This window comes from Sporosarcina sp. BI001-red, assembly GCF_003384035.1.
In the GTDB taxonomy this organism is placed as follows: Bacteria; Bacillota; Bacilli; order Bacillales_A; family Planococcaceae; genus Sporosarcina.
The window spans coordinates 65,279-88,088 of the sequence record NZ_QQAK01000011.1; the positions used below are offsets into that span (position 1 = coordinate 65,279).

The window sequence follows — 22,810 nt, forward strand, 5'->3', positions numbered from 1 at the left end:
TTCATGACTACTCACCTGTCTGTCCAAGACGATTTTGCGTATTGTGAACAGATTATTAAACGACACTCGAAAAGTTTTTACTACGCATTTTCAAGACTTCCCGAGGAGAAAGCCCAAGCTGTCTATGCAATTTATGCATTTTGCAGGACGGCAGATGACAGCGTCGATGAAAACCGCGAAGGGATCGCCCAATTAATAGCGTTGGATAACTTAACAGACGAACTTAACCGCTTTACCCGAAGACAAGAAATCGATCATCCCTTGTGGCGTGCTTTACGAGTTGTCTTTAACACGTATGACATGGATCTTGAACCATTTTATGACCAAATCAAAGGTCAACGTATGGACATCTCTTTTTCCACTCCTCAAACGCTTGATGATGTTGAAACGTATAGCTATTACGTAGCGGGTTCAGTTGGTAGAATGCTCTTACCTATCATCGCTTCAGATTCTACTCGAGATTGTACCGATGCCGCAGTCAGTCTAGGTGTTGCTATGCAATTGACGAATATTTTAAGAGATATAGGAGAAGACTATCGCGAGAAAGGTAGGATCTATCTTCCAGCAGATGAACTTCAGCGAGTAGGATACCACGCGGACCAGTTGGCGAGTGCTCAGATTACAGATAGTTTCATTCAAGTGTGGGAGCTATTGGCCAATCGTGCTGAACACCTATACGAAGAGTTTCTTGGGCTTATATCAGAGTTTGACAAAGACAGTCAATTTGCCGTTCTCGCTTCCGCACAGGTTTATCGTGGGATTTTAACGAGTGTCCGGCAAAATAACTATGATTGCTTCGCTCGGAAAAACTTCGTAACTAAACGGGAAATGATCCGAATTTTAGCTGATTCGATTGTATGAAAAGAATCTTGGAAAGAAGGAAGATACGCGTATGACGACTCCTAACAAATCCGTAATCGTTATCGGTGGAGGCCTTGGAGGCTTATCTGCCGCTATTTCCCTCGCACAAAACGGATACTCTGTTTCTTTATATGAAAAAAATACGCATTTAGGCGGAAAACTGAACCGTCTTGAGCAGGACGGCTTCGGCTTTGATCTCGGACCGTCCATTTTAACGATGCCACATATTTTCGAAAGATTATTCCGTGGTAGCAAAAAGCGCATGATGGATTATGTCCCTATGACTCGTCTCAGTCGTGAGTGGCGCTCTTTCTTTCCAGACGGTACAGTTTTAGATTTGTATGGAGATCTCCGTTTAATGGAAAGAGGAAACCCATCACTTACTCGTGATGATATTAAAGAGTATTATTCATTTTTGACGTACGCAAAGCGACTCTATGACACGACGGAAGATGGCTATTTCGCCGAAGGGCTTGATACGACAAAAGAAGTGCTAGCGCATCATGGGGTCCTATCTTCTTTAAAAGGATTTGACCTTACGTCGACAATGTATGAAGCGATTTCAAAACGAATCAGCGACCCGCATTTACGAGATATGCTTTCTTATTTTATCAAATACGTAGGTTCTTCCCCTTACGAGGCTCCCGCAGTTCTCAATATGATGATCTACATGCAGCACGTTCAAGGCTGTTGGTACGTCCCGGGCGGTATGCATAAATTAGCTGAAGGATTAACAAAACTCGCTGTTGAGGCTGGGGTTCAATTACATACAGGTATGGGTGTCATCCGTGCACACACTAGTAAGGATAAGCAAATCACTGGTGTTGAACTAGAAGATGGCTCTTTGAAGTCGGCCGACTACTATGTATCGAATATGGAAGTGATTCCATTTTATAAAAATATGGTGGACGTAGATAAAAAATTTGTTCGTAAGTTGGAAAAGAAGTTTGAACCATCTAGCTCTGGTCTCGTGGTACATCTAGGAGTGAGCAAGACGTATCCCTTCTTAAATCACCATAACTTCTTCTTTTCGGAGAATTTGCATGAACAAATGGATAAAGTTTTCAAGAAACATGAGTTACCGGATGATCCAACGCTTTACGTTGTCAACACGAACAAAACCGATCCATCTCAAGCGCCTCCTGGTCACGAAAACTTAAAGATTTTACCTCATATCCCTTATATACAGGACAATCCATTTACAAAGGATGACTACTTAAAATTAGAAGCACGCGTTCTTAATAAGTTGGAACGGATGGGCTTACATGGATTACGTGAAAACATCGTGACACGTGATGTATGGACTCCGCATGATATCGAGCGTACTTATGGATCTGATCGTGGAGCAATTTATGGCACAGTTTCTGATAAAAAGAAAAACAACGGGTTTAAACACAAAAAACAGAGCGAACTATACGACAACCTTTACTTTGTGGGAGGTACCGTGAATCCTGGGGGGGGCATGCCAATGGTAACACTGAGCGGACAACAGGTGAGCCATAAAATTGTGAATCGCGACAGGTCTCGGAAAAGATGATAGAAAAAAGGTTAGCGATAGCAACAGTGCGCTTTAGGGAGGGGGATTTCTGGTGTTAGTCGTACTTTTCGTACTTGCCTCAGTGATTTCAGTACTCGGTCTTTTAAGCGGAATGCTCATGTTTTGGAGATATCCGGTTCCCTCTTCTGAGGGTTCTCGCAACATGCAATATCCATCTATCGTCTCCATTATAATCCCAGCCCGTAATGAAGAACAACGGATCGTTCCATTACTAGAGTCTTTATATAGTCAACAAGGTGTTTCGTTTGAAACGATTGTAATTGACGATGATAGTGAAGACCGGACAAGCGAGGTAGCCCGCTCGTTCAATGCACGTGTCATTCGAAATACTGAACCGGAAGATGGCTGGATCGGTAAATCAGCCGCATGTTGGGCAGGCGCTCAGGCAGCAAAAGGAAAGCTTCTCCTGTTTATGGATGCAGATACAGCATTCGAGGATTCGTATAGCTTACTGCGTTATGTGAACGCCTATGAAAAAATGGGGGGCACAGGCATTCTATCCCTTCAACCGTACCATCAGATTAAACAAGTTTACGAAAACGCTTCAACCATTTTCAATATTATTGTCATGGCGGGCATGAATGTATTCACGCCATTGGGTGAACGGCTTAAAAGTGCAGGATCATTTGGGCCAAGCATTCTGTGTAATCGTACTGACTATGATGTCTCTGGTGGTCACGAGGGGATTCGCGGGGCAGTCATGGATGACTTAGCACTCGGTGAAGCCTTCCAAGTTCAAGGTCTTCCTGTACGTTGCTACGCAGGACGCGGACTTATACATTTCCGCATGTATCCGGAAGGCTTCCATCAGTTGCTCGAAGGGTGGACAAAGAACTTTGGGACCGCTTCAAAATCTACCCATCCATTCGTAATGACGCTCGTTAACCTATGGATTACAGGCGGATTTGTGACTCCTGCTCTGCTCGCACTTTCCAGCCTATTCGGTTCTGCTGGGTGGATTTGGATTTCCGGGATACTTTATCTGCTGAATGTTATAGTGATGGCGTGGCTGGCACGAAGGACCGGTAATTTCTCATGGTGGGTTTTCCCGTTATATCCTGTTTTATTACTCTTCTTCACCGTTATTTTTATGTATTCCCTCTATTTAACTCATATTCGCAAAACGGTCAAATGGCGCGGACGTGACGTACAAGTATAATCAGACTGTCGAGGTGATTCAGAAATGCCTTTTATTGAATTACCAATCGTTTGGGTTGTCCTGTTAGATGCTGTTGCATGGACATTTTTTCATCTTGCAATTTCATTCTGGACCGTTCGAATCTCTTTCAACTGGTTCGTCCGTCACGAACGTCTATTCCATACTTTTCGTTTTGAGCGACAAGGTGATTTGTGGCAACAATTCTTTCGAGTAAAACGATGGAAACAGCTCATTCCAGACGGTACGATGTTCATCAAAAATGGATATAACAAACAGTCGCTTCACGGGAATGACCTATCGTCTTTGGATGAATTCATCATTGAATCCAGAAGAGCTGAATTGACTCATTGGCTGTCGATTATTCCTGCAGCACTTTTCTTTCTTTGGAACCCTTTGTGGGCAAGCTGGTTGAATGTTGCGTATGCGGTTCTATTCAACGGGCCGATTATTATTGCTCAACGGTATAATCGCCCGCGTCTTGAACGGTTGGTTGCCAGAAAACGAAACAAGCCCCAAGCGGAATCATTCATCCGCTAAGGGGCTTTTTTTTAATCCTCAACCGAGGTGTTATTCAAGTTCCATTTGTTTCGTTTCTGTCCCTAAAAATACAACTGCAAGGACACCTATTAAAATAGCACCGCAGAAAATACCGAATATCTGTCCGAATCCGTAACCAGCTGTTAGCATGGATCCCACTAATAGCGGACCAAAGATTCCTCCGATACGACCAATCCCTGCAGCCATCCCAGTCCCCGTCCCTCGAATTGAAGTAGGATATTGTTCAGGTGAATACGCGTATAGCGCACCCCATGCACCTAAGTTGAAGAACGATAGCAGTGCACCAAACAATAGCAGCATCGCTAGCGTGTCTGCATTTCCAAATGCAAACGCACTTAGCGCTGTCCCAACTAAGTAGGTCGAGAGGACAAACTTTCGTCCAGTTCGTTCAATTAGCCAGGCTGCTGAGAAATAGCCAGGCAGCTGAGCAAGTGTCATCAGCAAGACGTAGCCAAAAGTTTTGATCATTGCGAAGCCTTTAATGACCATAACGCTAGGTAACCATAAAAACATTCCATAATAAGAGAAAACCACTGTAAACCAAACAATCCAAAGCATTAATGTGCGTCTTCTATAAGGCTTTGCCCATAGAGCCGCCAACTTTTCACCGATCGATTGTTTCTTGACACTAGCTTCTACAAACTTCGGCGAGTCTGGTAAGTTGCGGCGTAAATAAATCGCGTAAAATGCAGGTAATGCCGTGATGACGAGTGCCGCTCTCCAGCCGAACGTTGGAATGACGAAATATGCAATCAATGCAGCGATGAGCCAACCCGCTGCCCAGAAGCTCTCCAATAGCACAACGATTCGTCCCCGTTCCTTTGCTTCTACACTTTCTGAAACTAATGTAGATGCAACCGGTAGCTCTCCCCCGAGTCCAGCCCCAACGAAAAATCTTAGTATGAGAAATGCTGCAAGAGTCGTTGTAAATGCAGATAAACCGCTTGCCACCGAGAATAATACGAGTGTTAACATAAACACTTGTTTTCTTCCGATCCTGTCAGCTAATAGTCCAAATCCAATCGCACCGAACATCATTCCTAATGAGTTGATACTTCCAACCCACCCAATCGCTGCGGGCGCCAGATTCCACTCCACTGCAATTGCAGCAATCACGAATGATAGGATTCCTACATCCATTGCATCAAACATCCAGCCCGTTCCTGATATTACTAGTAATTTGTTACGAGAAATTGTCTGCGTCTTCTGAGGTTTTGAAGCTGCACGCTCCATAGATTTTGCCATTGTCTTTTCTCCCATTCTGCCTAAATTACTGTCATGACACATGTCATTATACAATTAGTTAGAGTTATGGTAAAGAGCAATTTAGAATCCGCTTTAACGAACAGTCAGCAACCCATTATGCAACTTAGCCGTGACGCCGATGAGTGTTTCCGATAAATGATACGATTGGTCTCCCACAATGAGCACCGTTCCTGGATATGCAATTCCGATAACAATGGATCCTTCTTCTTTTGTGCGGACAATCGTTTGGCCGCCTCGTTTCGAACCGCATTCACGAATAGATACATGACGGTCAGCAGCAAGCTCTCCACCTCGACAAACGCCTTCCGCCAGCAGATCCAACTGGGCATGGACATTACATTGAGCAAGGCCATTCCCAGTGATTTCAATTGTTCCCGCACAATTCAATGTGCTGTTTACTGCATACGGAATACGTAAACGTCCAGTGGTTATTGCTGCTTTTGGAAGATGACGCGCTGCCATCTCTTCTGCTTTGGAAATTAGCTCTAGGAACTCTACTCCATCTCTCACACCTGGATTCATCGTATTTACAAAAATACTGTACAGCGTTGTTTGTAACTCACTCCAGTCAGGATCTGTTGCAATCGGCTCTCTGCGCTGGGTGAATGTTTGAAGCTGTTCTTGAAAAGATGAGTACTTTTCACCAAACCCGATCCGGAACAGCTTTTTTAGTTCTTGTCCATCTAACGCTGACAATTCCACCTCACGGAATGCTCCAATATCTTGGATGAACGACCCAAGCTTGCTGAGTATAGGAAGCAAGGTTTCCAATTCAGCTGCATACTTCGCATCCGTTGTTAACTGTTGCCCAACTTCAATCGTCGAGGAAGAAACGTGGCCATTTGCATACACCGCTTTCTGCGCGTATACTTCAGCCTTACGTACCTCTCCTCCAATTTCAACAGCACCCGTCGCTTCTAAAAGACAGCCGTGGCTAACACTTCCTTTCACCGTAACATCACCATCAAAATGGATATTTCCGCTTGAAAAATTCACTTCTTCCATTTCTAATGAATCCGCGATATCTATAAAAATTACATTGTCTGTACGTTCTAAAATAAGATTTCCCGAACAATTTGCAAAGATATGGTTTCCCGTTTGCGTAACGTTCCTACCAAGACGAATGGTAGCTGTTTGCCCGTCTTCTGCAATAATTTCATTACCGAACACGTCTTCCCCCGATTGACCAGGAATCGGAGGAAGGACAGCTGCCACAAGTTGACCATTCTGAACCAGTTGTACCGAGGTTTGTTCTCTGTAATTCACTTTCCCCTCATCCGCGAGTGTACTGCCATCTACATCGATTTGAACTTCAACGTCTCCATCAAGTCCAGGTTTCGGGAAAATCCCTCGTGCTACAATCGCTTCATAGGGTACAACCGTCTCACACGCTTCCCACAGCACCCGTTTGTCTAAAGGTGCACTGATACCCAATTGTGTGCAGGCATCTCGAATCATTCGTTGAGAACAATCATTTACAATCTCATGAATTTCTTCAGCCACAACCGTCAAATTGCGCTCATACTCCGTATTTTTTACAGTTCTTGTTACTTTTTTACCAGGCGATACCGTTAACAGCGCAAGCGCTCCCTGTTCTCGTACCGTAATGGACAATTGTGCACGCGTCAGTTCGTCAATCGTTCGTATATGTACAATATCCGATTCCGAAATTCGGCGTCTCCCGTCTAGTTTCTCGCCATTTATAATTACAGATACACCATTGCCCGCTTCAATTGTCGGGTATGATTTTGCAGATGCCTCATGCATCTCTATATGTCCGTCTCTAATCCTAAGGCCTGCTTGTCCAGTTTCCTCTGCATGTAAATCTGAAGCAGGACCATTGAAACGAACAGGAGTCACTGTCACTTCCGCAAATCTAGACGCCCCTGTAAACCCGCTGGACTCCGCAGTTTTATTCACTTGGATATGTACATCTGATAAATCAAGGCATAAGATATTAAGTGCTGTCTCAACAGCTTGTTCAACCGACTTTCCCCGCACTGTAATCGCTTTTCCCATACCATTTCCCACTCTCTTTGTTCTAGTGCTTACGCTCTAATCTCAATTACTCTTTCACAGGATTATCCGTTGATTGGAGCGGAAGGCGGCGACTCCGGAGGGATTAGCGAAGTTTGAAGACCCCGCAGAGAGCGAAGCGAGCGAAGCGAGCGAGGAGGCTGAAATCTAGCCCCTCGGAAAACGTCCGCCTGCAGCGCAAATCAACACCGTTTAACCGATGCTTAAAGTGTAGCATAGCGTAGACTGCTCGGGCAGACACAAAAGACCGATTCCACGTGTGGAATCGGTCTTTTTCATGTAATTATAGTCCTGCTTCAACCTCTTTAATCATTTCTTTCATCGACTTCAATCCGCCGCCAGAAAGGTACCAATATTCTCCGTCAAGATAAACAATTTTATCATTTTTGAATGCATTTGTTTTCTTCACAACATCGTTTTCAATTGTCTTCTTAGCATTTGCGCCTTTACCAATTGCTGCATCGCGGTCAACTACGAAAAGAATAGTAGGATTGGTTTCTAGAATACTTTCATCAGTTGTTTATTTACTTGACTGGAATGACTTTGTAGCGAGAATGATTGGGTATCCAGAAAATACATAAGAGAAAACGAAACAAAAAAGGTGAGGGGAAGCATATGCTTCCCCTCACCTTTTTTAGAGTAGACGCTAACAATTTTTCCGATTCATCTCGCTATTCTTATTCACCCACTTTATTACCAGACATATCATACGCGTTGTTCCTCACTTCATCTGGGATAACAATTTTTTCTAATTCATTTATTTGGCTCATTTTCGCATTGATACTTTGGATGACGACTGTGCGGTAGCCCGCTATGTCCATGATCGCATCCAGTTTCATGTCAAACGAATTCGTATAGTAGGTTTCTTTGTTAATGTGAAGTGTGAGCTCAATTTTTTTCACTTCAACATTTTCCATCGCCTCTTCATCTTCCAATTCTTGATTACCCATTGCAGTTTGGTCCATGAGTTCTTTCAAGAGTTCACCAAATTTATCACCTGAGGCGGACAAGTTCAAAATATATTCGTCTCCTTGTTCTTCAAGTGTAAATTCTTGCGTAAAGTCTTTGAACACTTCCAAGTCCATCATTGCATTGGAACTGTCCATTCCAGCTAGAACTTCATCGTGCATTTCAGCAGGAACAAGAATCCAGTCGCCTTCTAATTCCTGCGTCTGAATGTACAGTTCGTCTCCTTCTCCATACATCTCCATATCCATTGCGCCCTCAGCATCCCCTTTTACTGTCATCCGCTGATGAAGAGACATCGGCTCTGTTACCATATCCATCGTCATATCAATATCATTTTTCATACTCAAATTCTCTTCGCCAGTTGTCTGCATGTTTTGTTGAATTGCAAAATCCGCATGCATACTTTTAATGGATTCCGAGGTTTCCAACGACTTTTGATAAACATCTTGAGCGGTAAGTTCTGTTTTTTCTACTTCTTTACTTCCTTCTTTTCCGTTACCTTTAGTGTCTGTAGTGTCTGTGCCTGCCCCTGTGTCTGTATTTGTATCCGCCTCTGCATTCGGTTCTTCACCTGACCCACACGCTCCAAGTGCTAGCACGAGTAAGCCTGCTGCAATCCCTTTTGTCCACTTTTTCATGAAATCTTCTCCTTTTTATGAAACTTTATTTCATATTAGTCTACGACAGCAAATACGTTTGGTTCCACTATATTTCTAAAAAATCTGAAAATCCTCCTTTTTGTCTATACCCTATATTCCTAACAAAAGTCCTGCATTGTAGAATATTCCAAGAGTTATGTCGAACTTTCTGATTAAACCGTGTATACTATCACTAAACTTGTAAAAAGGACGGGTATGATGCTAAAGCAATTTTTCTCCTATTATAAACCGCATAAAAGACTGTTCATGATTGACTTCTCCAGTGCTGTATTTGTGGCCTTACTCGAACTAGCATTTCCACTCGCCGTCCGGGGGTTCATTGACAAACTCTTGCCTAGTGGCGAATGGGGACAGATTACTACTATTAGTATTCTGTTACTCGTCATTTATCTATTTAGTACGTTCCTTCAATACATCGTTAGTTACCTTGGGCACAAACTCGGCATTAATATTGAAACGGACATGCGCGAAAAACTATTCAATCATGTCCAAAAACAGTCTTTCCGATTTTTTGACAATACGAAAACTGGGCATATCATGACGCGGATCACGACGGATCTTTTTGACATCGGAGAGCTTGCCCACCACGGACCTGAAGATGCGTTCATTGCAGTTATGACCATTGTAGGAGCATTCATTCTGATGTACTCCATCAATCCAGAACTCGCTCTTATTGCAATCGTTATGGTCCCTTTCCTGATTGTCCTCGTTGCTTTCTGTAACAAAGCCATGAATTCCGCTTGGCTCAATATGTACGGGAAAATTGCAGAAGTGAATGGACGCGTAGAAGACTCAGTCTCAGGATCACGTGTCGTAAAATCATTTACAAATGAAAACTTCGAATTGGCACGTTTTCAGAAAGACAACGGTAACTTCCGACTTGCCAAATTAGTTGCATATAACGTAATGGCTTGGACGACTTCTTCTATTTACATGATGACACGTCTTGTGACACTTGTTATTTTAGTCGTTGGCGCTTGGTTCACCATCCAAGATAAGCTTTCTATTGGTGAACTGGTCAGTTTCATATTGTTCGTCAATATCCTCATTAAACCGATTGATAAAATTAGTGCATTGCTAGAACTTTATCCAAAAGGGATGGCTGGATTCAGCCGTTTCCAGGACTTACTCAACCAAGATCCTGAAATCATCGATACCCCCGATGCGATTGACGTCGCGCACTTAAATGGAGACATCACACTTTCCGACGTCACGTTTGGTTACGACGGAGGAAAGCCGGTACTCAACAATCTGAGCTTGTCGATACAATCTGGACAAACCATTGCGTTTGTAGGACCTTCAGGCGCTGGGAAAACGACGATTTGTTCATTGATCCCTCGTTTTTACGATGTGGATGAAGGTCAAATCACAATCGATGGAATGGATATTCGCAATATGAGTCAACGTTCGTTGCGCCGTCAAATCGGTATCGTCCAACAAGATGTTTTCCTATTCACAGGTACTGTTAAAGAAAACATTGCTTACGGAGATCTGAATGCTCCAGATGAAGCGATCTATGAAGCCGCCAAGCGTGCTCATTTAGAAGACTTCATCGCTAATCTTCCTGATGGCTACGAAACACAAATTGGTGAACGTGGGTTGAAATTGTCTGGTGGACAAAAACAACGTCTTGCCATTGCACGGATGTTCTTAAAAAATCCACCGATTCTAATTTTGGATGAAGCCACTTCTGCTCTCGATACTGAGACAGAGCGTATTATTCAAGAATCCCTTACAGAGCTCTCTGAGAATCGAACGACGCTCGTCATCGCCCATAGACTTGCAACCATACGCGATGCAGATCGTGTCGTTGTTGTGACAACCGAAGGGATTGCTGAAGATGGCGGGTATGCTGAACTCGTTGCGCAGAATGGCATTTTTTCGAAGTTACACGCAAATCAGTTTCAACAGGTTTAAAAAAGTTGTGAGCGGGCATACTATTACTATCCCACCCCCTTTCTCTTATAGAAATTAAAGAACGGCACTGCCAATACTGGCGGTGCCGTTCTTTTTCGGTTAATGACTGACTATGAATTCCTCAAGTTTCTTCCGTTCACGCTCGTCCATCTCTACAACCATCAAAGTACCATCTTCTTCGTACTCTGTCGATTTCACTTGCGTCTCCTCGTTCAAATAGGAAACCAAATCTCCACGGTCAAATGGTATGAGTAGTTTACACGTAATATGTTTTTGATAGACTTTTTGCTCGATGAGGGTCACTAACTCATCAATTCCTGAACCAGTCTTTGCTGAAAGCCAAATCTGGTCATCTTGTACGCGTGGAAACTCCACCTCATTTGCCAGATCCGCTTTGTTGTATACGTATAGCGTTGGGATATCTTCCACACCGACTTCTTGAAGTGTTTTGTTCGTGATGTCAATCATATGGCGGTACTCTGGATTTGAAACGTCTACCACATGCAATAACAAATCTGCTTCACGAGCTTCCTCCAATGTAGAACGGAACGCTTTCACAAGATGGTGAGGAAGTTTGGCAACAAAACCAACAGTGTCAGTTAGGATGAACGGCTTACGGTCAACCAATGTCACGTTTCGGACTGACGTGTCGAGTGTCGCAAATAACATATCTTTCTCCATCACAGTCTTCGCATCGTCACCATTGGCTTCAGAAAGAATTCTGTTCATCAACGTGGATTTACCAGCATTCGTATAGCCTACAATTGAAACAACTGGTGTTCCACTCCGTTTTCTTTGTTTTCGCTGAACATCCCGCTGTTGCTTCATTCCTTCTAATTCTTTCCGTAACTTCGCAATCTGTTCTTCAATTTTACGACGGTCGAGCTCTAATTTCGTCTCACCGGCACCTTTGTTTTGGAAGCCTCCGCCAGTGCCCCCACCTTGGCGACCAAGGGATGCCCGTAATCCGACAAGCCTTGGCAATGTATATTGAAGTTCTGCAAGTTCAACTTGCATGCGTGCTTCGTGGGTTCGGGCTCTTCGTGCGAATATGTCCAAGATAAGCATCGTCCGGTCAATGATTTTCACTTCTAGATCGCGTTCCAGGTTCCGTAACTGTGAAGGAGACAGCTCATCGTTAAAAATGATTAAGTTTGCTCCTGCTTCATCTGCAAATAGTCTTACTTCATCAATCTTTCCTTTTCCGATATAGCCTGTCGGATGCTTACGCTCTAATTTTTGAACGACACTTCCGACAACTTTCACCCCTACAGCAGATGCCAGATTGCCAAGTTCCTCTAGCTCGTATTCAAAATGATTATCATTTTGCTCTTCTACCCCAACAAGTATCGCGGTTTCTTTTAGTAGTTCCATTTCATCCATTCAAACACCTTCTCCCAATCATTTACCTTATTATTCAGCTTGCCCCGTCACAACAGCAAGCATACGGTTCGGTTCATCCGGATTTTTAACAAAACGCAATCTTACATCATTCAGCATAAGACTTTCCGCGTTTTCGGGTTGTACGCCGAGAATTCTAGTCCAACGCTCAAGCGTCCTTTTAGGACTTTCAGTAACCAAAACACATTCGGAGATTCGTTCAGTCTCACTTTCGTCTGTGATTGTACCTTCTTTACGTAATACATCTCGACGGCTCTCTTCACTTTCTTCCCATTGAATAAAAAACGGGAAAGGAAGATCAGTTAGATCCTCATCATGAATAAACAGCATTTTCCATTTCTTTAGTGTTCCCGAAGAGGTAAGACGAGAGGCATCGAGTACACCAGAAGTTTGCATTCCCGCTTTTTCTAGTTTTCTGTTAAGTGCCTGAATATCTTCAGTTGATACACATAATGTACCCCATCCCTCTCCAGAAGCACTTAAGTCGTGTTTCAACTGAATAACTAGAGGGTGCGATGAATCCTCTGCCACATCATCCTGTTCAATCGCCAGCCATTCGATATAGGCATTTTGTAGATACTTCAGCGCATTGTACGTCCCCCAATTTTCGTGTCTGCCACCTACGAATGCACCTGCATTTTGAGCAGCGATTTCATCAGGCGTACGCTCAGTGAACCAAACTGCATGATCGAGTTTCATAACCACTCCTCCTTTACTAGCTATCATACCGCACCAACAAAAAGAATCCATGAAAAAGCCGCCCACTCTAGACGAGGGACGGCTTACTTATTATCGATCGCGCTTCAAAACTTCCAGTGACTCTGCAAATTCTCGTTCGATTTCTTTGTTTTCTTTATATGTTGCAAGACTAACAAAATACGTGACAAGTAAACAAACTATGAAACCAGGGATGATTTCATACAAAGTGTTTGATAGTGCTGGAATGTTCCCCCATACGCCGACAACGATTGCACCTGCAACCATTCCAAATAGCGCGCCTTTAGCAGTCAGTTTGCGCCAGTAAAGAGACAAGAGAATAATCGGTCCGAATGCCCCACCGAAACCAGCCCAAGCGAATGAAACTAGTTTTAAGATGGACTCATTATTCGGCCAAGCAAGCAACATCGCAATAAGTGATACGACTAGAACTGCCATACGCCCTAGGAATACGTATTGCTTATCCGTACCATCTGTCTTGTAAACCGTCTTATATAAGTCTTCAATCAACGCTGAAGACGTAACGATAAGTTGTGACGAAATTGTACTCATAACTGCTGCAAGAACTGCCGCAAGCATGATTCCTGCAATGAATGGGTGGAAAATAATTTGACCCAGTGCAATGAAAATTGTTTCTGAGTCTACTAACTCTGCTCCAGGATTCTGTTGGTAATAAGCAATCCCGACGAGTGCTGTTGCGACTGCACCAAGTAAGCTTAAAATCATCCAGCTAATCCCGATGCGTCGAGCGCTTTTCGTTTCTTTCACCGATTTAATCGCCATGAAACGTACGATAATATGCGGTTGACCGAAATATCCGAGTCCCCATGCAACCGATGATATGACACCGAGAAGAGTGGCTCCTTTTACAAGACTGAGCATATCCGGATTGACTGCACGGATTGACTCAGCAGTTTCAGGAATTCCACCTGTTACAAACACTGCAACTACTGGAACTAGAATGAGTGCCAAGAACATGATCAGACCCTGTACGAAGTCTGTATAACTTACAGCGAGGAACCCTCCGAACAATGTGTATCCTACAACGACGACAGATACAATGATCAGTCCAACGTGATAATCCAATCCGAATGAGCTGAGGAAGAACTTACCGCCTGCAACCATTCCAGAAGATACGTAAAATGTAAAGAAAATTAGAATAATTAGTCCGGAAGCAATTCTCAATAGTCTCGATTTATCCTTCAATCGGTTTTCAAGAAAACTTGGAATCGTGATTGAATCGTTTGTGACTTGGGTATATACACGTAGACGTGGTGCTACAAAGTACCAGTTCAGGTAAGCTCCGGTTGTTAAACCGATTGCAATCCAAATCTCTGGCAATCCTTTGTCAAAGATTGCACCCGGCAATCCGAGTAGTAGCCATCCTGACATATCAGCAGCTCCGGCACTGAGCGCGGTAACTGCCGGTCCGAGTGAACGACCACCGAGCATGTAGTCTGTTAAGTTAGATGTACGGCGGAACGCGTACCAACCTATGAATACCATTGCCGCCATATAAAGCACAATCGAAATCAGTTTGTAACCATCAGCTGACATAGTTCATATCCCCCTTTTATCTTTTGTTATTTTGTAGATGACCGTAAACGTTTCCATTATCTTATGCAAGCCCGGTCAAATTCATTATAGGCAAGTTAGTGGCGATGTGCCATACCTATTTCGATTTATTTCCCGGGAAATTGCTACTATTCGACAGGAGGAATTCAATTGGATCACGAACGTTTTTTAAATGATGCCATCCATCTAGCAACAGATAGTGTCTTTCAAGGTGGTGGCCCTTATGGTGCTATCATCGTACGTGATGGAGAAATCATTGCGAGTGGCGTCAATTCGGTAGATGTGGATCACGACCCTTCTGCGCATGCAGAATTGGTTGCAATTAGAGAAGCATGTCGAATCATTGCTTCAACGGATCTCTCAGACACGATTCTTTATGCGAGTGGAGAACCTTGCCCGATGTGTTTAGCTGCTGCCTATCAAGCCCGTGTAGGGGAAATCTATTACGCTTGTAGTAAGAAAGAAGCGATGGAAGTCCTCCCGAAACCCGATAAAGTGAAACATTTCTACAGCGATCAGGATAAGGCTGGGGCAATGCGGGACGTTCCCTTTATCCATCTAGAAACCACTCATAAATTGGAGCCTTTCATAGCGGCTTCCAACCAACAATCCAATAGCCCAAACTAAACCCGTTCCCAACCTAGTCAACCTTATGATAAAGCAAAGTTCTATGTTCCGAATCATGACATCGTGTTAAGGGTTTGCCATGCTGACGGGAAAAAGGATTAGACGTTGTATGAATAACAGAGACGCATGCCCTAGCTGGCATGCGTCATTTTTTATGAGTGTATCGCTTTTCCTTGGGACATTTCACGCAACTTGTACTTTTGAATTTTTCCTGAAGCCGTCATTGGATAGGCATCCGTGAATTCGATATAACGCGGAATTTTGTGATGAGATATAGCTCCCTTGCAAAATGCCCGAATCTCTTTCTCATCCAGTTCCACCCCGTCTTTCGGAATGACCCATGCCATCAGTTCCTCACCGTATCTCTCGTCTGGCACCCCTACTACTTGAACGTCAGAAACCCCGGGATACGTGTACAAGAACTCTTCCACTTCACGAGGATAAATATTTTCTCCCCCGCGAATGACCATGTCTTTCATACGGCCTGTTATGTCCAGATAGCCATCGTCATCCAATCTAGCAATATCCCCTGTATGCAACCAACCTTCTTCATCAATCGCTTCGCGAGTTGCATCAGGGTTATTGTAGTAGCCTTTCATCACATGATACCCTCGTGTACAAAGTTCCCCTGACTCTCCTATAGGCAGTTCTTGGCCAGTAGCTGGATCGATGATTTTAACTTCTACATGAGGGTGTGGTTTACCGACTGTAGACACGCGCTTTTCAAGTGGATCATCAGTCTTCGTTTGAGAGATGACAGGTGAAGCCTCTGTTAATCCATAACAGATTGTAATTTCATCTGCTCCCATCACTTCAATGACTTGCTTCATCACTTCAATCGGACACGTAGACCCCGCCATAATACCAGTTCTCAACTTAGACGTATCAAAGCTCTTGAAATCCGGATGATTCAATTCTGCTATGAACATCGTCGGGACTCCGTGCAACGCGGTACATTTCTCATCTTGAACTGCACGTAGTACACGGGCAGCTTCGAATTGTTCAACAATAACCATCGTTGTTGCATGAGTAACCGCCGCTAAGGTGCCTAGTACACAACCGAAACAATGGAAAAATGGAACTGGGATGCATAAACGATCCTCACTAGATAGGTTCATCGTTTCTCCAATCATATTGCCATTGTTGACAACATTATTATGAGTGAGCATGACACCTTTAGGAAACCCTGTCGTCCCGGATGTATACTGAATGTTGATCACGTCATCCGGACTGAGAGATCTTTTGCGTTTTTCCAGTTCTTCATCCAACACCATTTCTGCGTGTTTCAAAAACTCAGACCATTTATAAATTCCCGCTTCACTTTTCTCGGTCATCAGGATCACACGTTTCAAATTTGGCAGCGTTGGGCAGTTAATATGTCCACCATCACATTCCTGTTGGGACGGACAAATGGATCGCAAGATTTCTAAATAACTAGTAGTCTTAAATCCCTCGTCCAAAATGAGAGTCGTGGCCTCAGATTGTTGCATTAAATACTTCAATTCAGTTGCTTGATAATTCGTATTCACCGTTACGAGAACAGCGCCCATCTTTCCAGTCGCAAATTGACTCAGTAGCCATTGTGGTTTGTTATCTGACCAAATCGCAACGTTTTCCCCTTTTTGAATGCCCATTCCCATAAAAGCTTTTGCCAATTGATCAGTTTCTTTGTCGAATTCGGCATACGTTTTTCTCAATACTCGCTCCGGATACACATACGCTTCGTTTTCCGGGAACCGAATTGCTTGCTCACTTAGAACCTCTCCGACAGTCTTGTTCATCAGCTCCATTTCTCCATCCCCCTATCTAATTCTTAGTTCCTTCTATACTATCATAGTTTTCTGATTGTAAGAATAATTATTATATTTATCAACAACAATTATTCGACATAAAAAACAAGCAGGGTGTAACTGCCCCTGCTTGCACACTTCAATGGATTTTTTTTACTCGATGGGGCTCACTCGACCACGTTCGTCTTTATAGAATACGTGGTGTCTCTCTAATTTTGTCGGTGAGTCCAGTCCTGCTGCTGCGGCAATTCTGAAAAGCCCTTCACGCATTGTTAAAATATAATTGGTCACCCGATACTTTTTCTCTTCAACAACGAGTCCACGCTGTAAATGTTTATCTGTCGTAGCGACTCCTGCCGGGCATTCATTAGTATGACAGCGTTGCGCCATAATACACCCGACTGAAATCATGAATCCTCGGGCAATTTGGACAAGATCCGCTCCCATTGCGAGGGCAATTGCTGCTTTGTCTGGGGTTGTCATCTTTCCCGAAGCAATGATTTTCACTCGATCACGTACTTCGAACTTTCTTAATGCATCGTCCAGTATGATTAATGCAGATCGAATCGGAAGACCTACTGAATCTGCTAAATCTTGATACGTCGCACCGGAACCACCTTCTGATCCATCTAAAGAAATAAAGTCTGGTCCCATTCCAGTCTCTTTCATAAACGATGCTAACTCTTCTGCATCCGATTGCCCACCAATCACGATTTTAATGCCGACAGGTTTCCCTGAATGATTCCGAATCTGTTCGATAAATGAAAACATGGACGGGAAATCATCGAACTGATGGAAACGGTTCGGGCTGTTAATTGTTTTAAAAGGAGTTACATTCCGAATGGAAGCAATCTCTTCCGTCACTTTTGATCCTTCTACGTGCCCGCCACGCATTTTAGCACCTTGAGCAAGTTTCAATTCAAATGCTCGGACTTTTGGGTTTTTCGCTTTTTCTGTGAGTAGATTCCAATCGAATTCGCCTTCATTCGTGCGGAAGCCAAATAATCCGGAACCGATTTGAGCGATAATATCTGCATCGCCTGCTAGATGGTGTGGGGATAGACCCCCTTCTCCTGTATTCATCCAGGCTCCAGTTGCCATCCCGATCCCTTTAGAAAGTGCCGTTATTGCATTTTCACCAAGTGCTCCATAACTCATCCCCGATTGTCCAAGTAAACTATGAACACGGAATGGATGTGTACAGGTGGGACCGATTACAATCGCATCTTCATCAGGAAGTAACCACGGCTGTGCTGCCACTTCCTCACGGTGCTCTCTACGGGAAAACAGTCCTTCACCATCCATAACGTACCGCATCGAATCGACTTTACGGTTGTTATCAACGCGCATTTCCTCGTTTTGTTTCGTAAACATCGCGTTGCGCAAATAGTAACCTGGAGAATCGAAATCACGCTTTGAACCGAATCCAATTACACTCTTCAAGTATTTACCTGGTAAAACCATGTGCAAGTAATCTTCTCGACTGAACGGTTTACCTTCGTTATCGTTGTCGAATAAGTATTGCCTGAATTCCGGCCCCACTTTTTCGATCATGTAGCGGATTCTACCGAGTATAGGATAATTACGTAAAATCGCATGTTGTTTCTGCTTCCTATCAAATATATACAGATAAGAAATCGCTAAAATAGGAATGACGATAATTGCAATTATTATCAGCATGGTGGTTAGCGAAAGCCCTTCAAAAATGTTCATAAGCTCCACTCCTTTTCTATAGGCTCAATCTGGTGTACCATTAAAAACAATTACTCATTGGAGGCGATTCATAATGGTTATTGACTTACTTAAATCTCATGCATCTGTCCGTTCCTATACAGATGAGCGTTTATCAATAGAAACGGTCCGAGAACTTGTTTCAGCTGGACAACATGCTGCAAGTTCCCATTTTGTCCAGGCCTATTCAGTCATCCACGCTACCGATGAAGCAGTTCGTGAAAAACTAGGTGAGTTTTCCAAAAACCCTCATCAATTTAATGGCGCAGGAGCTGCTTTGATTTTTTGTGCAGATTTCCATCGATTGCAAGCTGCAGCTGCCATGCATGACCGTTCAATTGATTTCACTCATGCAGAAGCCTTGCTTGTTGGTACAATTGATGTCGCACTCTTTGCACAAAATATTGCCATCGCAGCCGAATCGAAAGGATATGGCATTTGCTATATCGGTGGCGTTCGGAATAACCCTGCTGATATCAGCAAACTTCTAAAACTACCGGATGGCGTTGTTCCAATGTTTGGGATGACGATCGGTGTCCCTGCCAAAGTAAATGAAGTGAAACCACGACTACCAGTGGATGCAGTACTTCACGAAAATATGTACGATGCGAGCAACTTTGAAGAAGTTCTCCGTGAGTACGACACCACTATGACCACTTACTATGAAACGAGAAGCTCAAATCAGAAGCTTGCTGGATGGACCGAACAGATGGCTGACTTTTTGGAATCTCCTCAACGCCCATATATGAAGGAATTTTTGAGAGATCAAGGATTTAAGTTCGAGTAAGTCTATTCTTTCTTCCCTACCTCTCTTATAAAGGAGTCAAACCTCATGGAGTTTGAAAAATTGATTACCGACTTAGCGGCGCGTCTAACGGACGGAACATTTGTCCGCGCAACGTTCAGTCAACCGCGCACTAAAGCGGATGGATTGTTGCGCATTAAAGCGAAACCTATTGAGTTGAAAGGTGAGTTGCACATACAGTTTGAAGAACAGTTTGAGCGTGTGCTGAATCACCATAATATTTCCGCTAACGGTGTCGAGCTGTTTTTGACGAATGTATTAATGCGTTTCAAACAAGTACAGGCCGAATTCACAGGTGAAACCATTCAAATACAACTGACCAAAAAGTTTAAAGTTTCTTGGAAGTCGAGTGTGACAGAAACGTCAAAAACTGCTGATTTGTCGCACAATCGCAAGAAGAATTATTTGCTTGAAGAAGGCACCCCCTATCCATTTTTAATACGACTTGGTGTTCAATCGGCAGATGGACAGGTCAAGAAACAGAAGCACGATAAGTTCAGACAAACTAATCGATTCATCGAATATATCGATGATGCACTGATGCATCTTCCGAAAAATCGAACTGTACGAATTCTGGATTTCGGTTCTGGCAAATCATATTTGACGTTCGCGTTATACCATTATCTTCATATTGAAAAAGGACTTGATATCCATGTGACAGGTCTCGACTTGAAGAAAGAGGTCATTGAAGAATGCGCGGAGATCGCGCGCGATCTTGAATACGATCGCTTGGAGTTTTTAGTCGGGGATATTAATGATTATGAGGATGAAACCTCGGTCGACATGGTGGTCACGTTGCATGCGTGTGACACTGCGACGGATATGGCTCTGGCACGCGCGGTCCGTTGGGGAGCGAGTGTAATATTAAGCGTTCCGTGCTGTCAACATGAATTGTTTAGTCAAATCCAATCCCCTATGTTGGATGTGATGTTACAGCACGGACTCGTGAAAGAACGTTTTTCTGCACTGGCGACAGATTCGATGCGTGCAGAGTTATTGACGTTATCTGGATATGAGACACAATTACTGGAGTTCATCGACATGAGCCATACGCCGAAGAACATTTTGATTCGTGCGTACCATTCAGGGAAACAACCTTCTTCAGAATCCATTGAGCGCTATAAGGCTTTCCGTGATTTGTTGAATGCAAGACCGTTTTTGGAGAATGAACTGAAGTTGGATGTATTGTGTGAAGGAAAGTAAGTGGAGAGCACCTGCTATTGCGGGTGCTCTTTTTTTGTGTGGATTGTGGTGGTGGTGCTTGAGCGGATTTGTTACTGGCTTGATCACTTTTAGGCTTACTTGAGCAGATTCAGCTCTCGCTTGATCACTTTCACGCGGGCTTGAGCGGATTTGCCACTTGCTTGATCACTTTCACGCGGGCTTGAGCGGATTCATCACTTGCTTGATCACCCCTACTCGCTTGATCACTTCCTCCACCCGCTTGATCACTTTCACCCCTCGCTTGAGCGGATTCGCTACTTGCTTGATCACTTTCACGAGGGCTTGAGCGGATTCATCACTTGCTTGATCACTTTCACCCTCGCTTGAGCGGATTCCCTATCGCTTGATCACTCCCACCTCTCAAATGCGGGTCCCCCGGTACTCGTTAACATACAAAAACCATCCACCTCTCAAGTTGAGAGGTGGATGGTTGTTTATAATTCAGACACCGATGTTTCTCGCGCCATCACTTCATCATATTGTGCAACATCAAGTTCTCCTGTCGCTCGTGCTGTTGTGACTCCAGCTGTCATGGAACCACTGACGTTTAACGCCGTGCGCCCCATATCAATGAGTGGTTCGACGGAAATTAGAATCCCTGCGAGCGCTATTGGGAGATTCAGTGCAGACAATACGAGGATTGCAGCAAAGGTTGCGCCTCCTCCAACACCTGCGACGCCAAACGAACTGATCGCGACAATTGCAATGAGTGTCAAAATGAATTGAGCATCAATGGATTGACCGACCGTTGGCGCAATCATGACCGCGAGCATCGCTGGATAAATTCCAGCACACCCGTTTTGACCAATCGATAATCCAAATGACCCTGCGAAGTTCGCTATCCCGTCAGGTACTCCAAGTCGCGTGGTCTGTGTATTGAGTGTCAATGGTAATGTTCCCGCACTCGATCTAGAAGAGAATGCGAACAATAGCGTATCTCCTGCTTTTTTCACATATGTGATTGGGTTCAATCCTGAAGCCGCAAGAATCACTAAGTGCACTAAAAACATGACAATCAACGCAACATAGGAAGCTGCTACGAACTTACCGAGATTCACAATTGCCCCGTAATCAGACATTGCAACTGTCCGCGCCATGATTGCGAGAATCCCATAAGGTGTGAGTCGTAATACAATTTTCACGACGGCCATTACCAATGAATACACTGCATCGATCCCTTTTCGTACGACTGCCGCTTGTTCAGGTTCTTTTCTTCGAATTGTCAAAAACGCGAATCCTAAAAATGCCGCAAAGATTACAACGCCGATAGTGGAGGTAGGACGAGCCCCTGTGAAATCGAGAAACGGGTTTGCTGGCAATAAATCCAATAACTGTTCAGGTAGCACTTTGTCCGAAACGCCTGCTGCTGTTTCTTCCAGCGATACCCCTCGAGAAATTTCCGCATCTCCTTGTACGATTTGCTCTGCATCCAATCCGAACAAGAGTGCAGACCCGATTCCAATAAGTGCCGCAATTGCTGTCGTTCCTATGAGCAAACCTAAAATCAAGGCCGCCTGTTTTCCGAAGTTCTTCCCTGCTACCACTTTGGTAAAAGCAGTTAAAATTGAGATGAACACGAGTGGTACGACAATCATTTGCAAGAGTTTAATATAGCCAGTTCCTATAATATTGAACCACGGAACCGATTGTTGAAGTGCGCTCGAATCTACGCCATAACTAACATGCAAAATAACTCCATATATAATCCCCAGACCTAACCCTGTAAACACCCGCTTTGAAAACGAAACGTGCTTACGATTCATCCAAAACAATATACCCGCCAATAGAAGCAATCCCGCCACATTCAACAAGACAAATCCTGTCTCCATCCCAACGTCCCCCTTTGTGAATAATCTATGATTTTCTAATACACTTTATCTTATGTATCTAATTCCGATATGTCAACTAGGGATTGAGAGTTTTTTAAATTTAATTCTAAATAGGTAGAAGCGATTA

The 22,810-nt window shown here is 43.7% G+C and carries 17 protein-coding genes and 1 pseudogene; 8 read left to right on the forward strand and 10 right to left on the reverse strand.

Going from position 1 to position 22,810, the window contains the following annotated elements; genetic code table 11:
* Positions 1-3 precede the first annotated feature (3 nt).
* From DVB69_RS07405 to DVB69_RS07420, 4 genes are read left to right on the forward strand one after another with little or no spacing between them, the layout of a single operon-like run.
* A complete protein-coding gene (locus tag DVB69_RS07405) occupies positions 4-861 on the forward strand; it encodes a phytoene/squalene synthase family protein (protein WP_116018154.1) in 858 nt (285 codons plus the stop codon).
* A 31-nt stretch (positions 862-892) separates the two neighbouring features.
* Positions 893-2,398 carry a phytoene desaturase family protein gene (locus DVB69_RS07410; protein WP_116018156.1) on the forward strand — a complete coding sequence of 502 codons (1,506 nt, stop codon included), beginning with the start codon at positions 893-895 and terminating at the stop codon, positions 2,396-2,398.
* A gap of 52 nt (positions 2,399-2,450) precedes the next feature.
* Entirely contained in the window at positions 2,451-3,578 is a 1,128-nt protein-coding gene (locus DVB69_RS07415) for a glycosyltransferase family 2 protein (protein WP_233505351.1), read from the forward strand.
* A 24-nt stretch (positions 3,579-3,602) separates the two neighbouring features.
* Positions 3,603-4,115 carry a glycosyl-4,4'-diaponeurosporenoate acyltransferase CrtO family protein gene (locus DVB69_RS07420; RefSeq protein ID WP_116018158.1) on the forward strand — a complete coding sequence of 171 codons (513 nt, stop codon included), beginning with the start codon at positions 3,603-3,605 and terminating at the stop codon, positions 4,113-4,115.
* Between the two features lie 30 nt (positions 4,116-4,145).
* Here DVB69_RS07420 and DVB69_RS07425 read toward each other — a convergent pair whose 3' ends face one another.
* The 4 genes and pseudogenes from DVB69_RS07425 to DVB69_RS07440 all read right to left on the reverse strand — a co-directional run bounded on the left by DVB69_RS07425 (position 4,146) and on the right by DVB69_RS07440 (position 9,046).
* Positions 4,146-5,381, reverse strand: a complete 1,236-nt coding sequence (locus tag DVB69_RS07425) for an MFS transporter (protein ID WP_199562823.1) — start codon at positions 5,379-5,381, stop codon at positions 4,146-4,148.
* A gap of 93 nt (positions 5,382-5,474) precedes the next feature.
* Positions 5,475-7,421, reverse strand: a complete 1,947-nt coding sequence (locus DVB69_RS07430) for a flagellar assembly protein A (RefSeq protein WP_116018160.1) — start codon at positions 7,419-7,421, stop codon at positions 5,475-5,477.
* A gap of 301 nt (positions 7,422-7,722) precedes the next feature.
* Positions 7,723-7,950, reverse strand: a pseudogene (locus DVB69_RS17795) (ABC transporter); the annotation flags it as partial.
* Between the two features lie 166 nt (positions 7,951-8,116).
* A complete protein-coding gene (locus DVB69_RS07440; protein ID WP_116018162.1) occupies positions 8,117-9,046 on the reverse strand; it encodes a DUF6612 family protein in 930 nt (309 codons plus the stop codon).
* A 219-nt stretch (positions 9,047-9,265) separates the two neighbouring features.
* On the opposite strand from DVB69_RS07440, the gene DVB69_RS07445 reads away from it, so the two are divergent.
* Entirely contained in the window at positions 9,266-10,984 is a 1,719-nt protein-coding gene (locus DVB69_RS07445) for an ABC transporter ATP-binding protein (RefSeq protein WP_116018164.1), read from the forward strand.
* A 99-nt stretch (positions 10,985-11,083) separates the two neighbouring features.
* On the opposite strand, the gene hflX is transcribed toward DVB69_RS07445, so the two are convergent.
* From hflX to putP, 3 genes are all read right to left on the reverse strand, one after another.
* Positions 11,084-12,358, reverse strand: a complete 1,275-nt coding sequence (gene hflX / locus DVB69_RS07450) for a GTPase HflX (RefSeq protein WP_370452939.1) — start codon at positions 12,356-12,358, stop codon at positions 11,084-11,086.
* Between the two features lie 39 nt (positions 12,359-12,397).
* Positions 12,398-13,084 carry a VOC family protein gene (locus tag DVB69_RS07455; protein ID WP_158541059.1) on the reverse strand — a complete coding sequence of 229 codons (687 nt, stop codon included), beginning with the start codon at positions 13,082-13,084 and terminating at the stop codon, positions 12,398-12,400.
* A 90-nt stretch (positions 13,085-13,174) separates the two neighbouring features.
* On the reverse strand, positions 13,175-14,659 hold the full coding sequence (gene putP, locus DVB69_RS07460; protein ID WP_116018170.1) for a sodium/proline symporter PutP: 1,485 nt from the start codon (positions 14,657-14,659) through the stop codon (positions 13,175-13,177).
* A 168-nt stretch (positions 14,660-14,827) separates the two neighbouring features.
* On the opposite strand from putP, the gene DVB69_RS07465 reads away from it, so the two are divergent.
* Positions 14,828-15,304: a nucleoside deaminase gene (locus DVB69_RS07465; RefSeq protein ID WP_158541060.1), complete on the forward strand. Its 477-nt coding sequence runs from the start codon at positions 14,828-14,830 to the stop codon at positions 15,302-15,304.
* A 152-nt stretch (positions 15,305-15,456) separates the two neighbouring features.
* Here DVB69_RS07465 and DVB69_RS07470 read toward each other — a convergent pair whose 3' ends face one another.
* Together DVB69_RS07470 and DVB69_RS07475 are read right to left on the reverse strand one after the other, a co-directional pair.
* Complete coding sequence (locus tag DVB69_RS07470; RefSeq protein ID WP_116018174.1) at positions 15,457-17,094, reverse strand: AMP-binding protein; 1,638 nt, start codon at positions 17,092-17,094, stop codon at positions 15,457-15,459.
* 153 nt (positions 17,095-17,247) lie between these two features.
* Positions 17,248-18,807, reverse strand: coding sequence for an FMN-binding glutamate synthase family protein (locus DVB69_RS07475; RefSeq protein WP_116018176.1), 1,560 nt, complete (start codon positions 18,805-18,807; stop codon positions 17,248-17,250).
* Positions 18,808-18,880: 73 nt separating this feature from the next.
* Here DVB69_RS07475 and nfsA point away from each other — a divergent pair, with 73 nt between their 5' ends.
* Together nfsA and DVB69_RS07485 are read left to right on the forward strand one after the other, a co-directional pair.
* The gene (gene nfsA / locus DVB69_RS07480; RefSeq protein ID WP_147300765.1) at positions 18,881-19,612 is read left to right on the forward strand and encodes an oxygen-insensitive NADPH nitroreductase; all 732 of its coding nucleotides are present in this window, start codon (positions 18,881-18,883) and stop codon (positions 19,610-19,612) included.
* A gap of 45 nt (positions 19,613-19,657) precedes the next feature.
* Entirely contained in the window at positions 19,658-20,833 is a 1,176-nt protein-coding gene (locus DVB69_RS07485; RefSeq protein WP_116018180.1) for a class I SAM-dependent methyltransferase, read from the forward strand.
* A 455-nt stretch (positions 20,834-21,288) separates the two neighbouring features.
* Here the strand turns inward: DVB69_RS07485 and DVB69_RS07490 are convergent, their stop codons facing one another.
* Positions 21,289-22,683 (reverse strand): L-cystine transporter, encoded by a 1,395-nt coding sequence (locus DVB69_RS07490; RefSeq protein WP_116018182.1) that lies wholly within the window; start codon positions 22,681-22,683, stop codon positions 21,289-21,291.
* Positions 22,684-22,810: the final 127 nt, after the last annotated feature.

What these genes read in the sequence shown, in the direction of transcription:
- DVB69_RS07455 (WP_158541059.1), bottom strand. Translation starts at nt 13,084, where the DNA reads ATGAAACTCGATCATGCAGTTTGGTTCACTGAGCGTACGCCTGATGAA.
- hflX (WP_370452939.1), bottom strand. Translation starts at nt 12,358, where the DNA reads ATGGAACTACTAAAAGAAACCGCGATACTTGTTGGGGTAGAAGAGCAA.
- DVB69_RS07475 (WP_116018176.1), bottom strand. Translation starts at nt 18,807, where the DNA reads ATGAACATTTTTGAAGGGCTTTCGCTAACCACCATGCTGATAATAATT.
- DVB69_RS07440 (WP_116018162.1), bottom strand. Translation starts at nt 9,046, where the DNA reads ATGAAAAAGTGGACAAAAGGGATTGCAGCAGGCTTACTCGTGCTAGCA.
- DVB69_RS07430 (WP_116018160.1), bottom strand. Translation starts at nt 7,421, where the DNA reads ATGGGAAAAGCGATTACAGTGCGGGGAAAGTCGGTTGAACAAGCTGTT.
- DVB69_RS07425 (WP_199562823.1), bottom strand. Translation starts at nt 5,381, where the DNA reads ATGGCAAAATCTATGGAGCGTGCAGCTTCAAAACCTCAGAAGACGCAG.
- putP (WP_116018170.1), bottom strand. Translation starts at nt 14,659, where the DNA reads ATGTCAGCTGATGGTTACAAACTGATTTCGATTGTGCTTTATATGGCG.
- DVB69_RS07445 (WP_116018164.1), top strand. Translation starts at nt 9,266, where the DNA reads ATGCTAAAGCAATTTTTCTCCTATTATAAACCGCATAAAAGACTGTTC.
- DVB69_RS07410 (WP_116018156.1), top strand. Translation starts at nt 893, where the DNA reads ATGACGACTCCTAACAAATCCGTAATCGTTATCGGTGGAGGCCTTGGA.
- DVB69_RS07490 (WP_116018182.1), bottom strand. Translation starts at nt 22,683, where the DNA reads ATGGAGACAGGATTTGTCTTGTTGAATGTGGCGGGATTGCTTCTATTG.
- DVB69_RS07405 (WP_116018154.1), top strand. Translation starts at nt 4, where the DNA reads ATGACTACTCACCTGTCTGTCCAAGACGATTTTGCGTATTGTGAACAG.
- DVB69_RS07485 (WP_116018180.1), top strand. Translation starts at nt 19,658, where the DNA reads ATGGAGTTTGAAAAATTGATTACCGACTTAGCGGCGCGTCTAACGGAC.
- DVB69_RS07470 (WP_116018174.1), bottom strand. Translation starts at nt 17,094, where the DNA reads ATGGAGCTGATGAACAAGACTGTCGGAGAGGTTCTAAGTGAGCAAGCA.
- DVB69_RS07420 (WP_116018158.1), top strand. Translation starts at nt 3,603, where the DNA reads ATGCCTTTTATTGAATTACCAATCGTTTGGGTTGTCCTGTTAGATGCT.
- nfsA (WP_147300765.1), top strand. Translation starts at nt 18,881, where the DNA reads ATGGTTATTGACTTACTTAAATCTCATGCATCTGTCCGTTCCTATACA.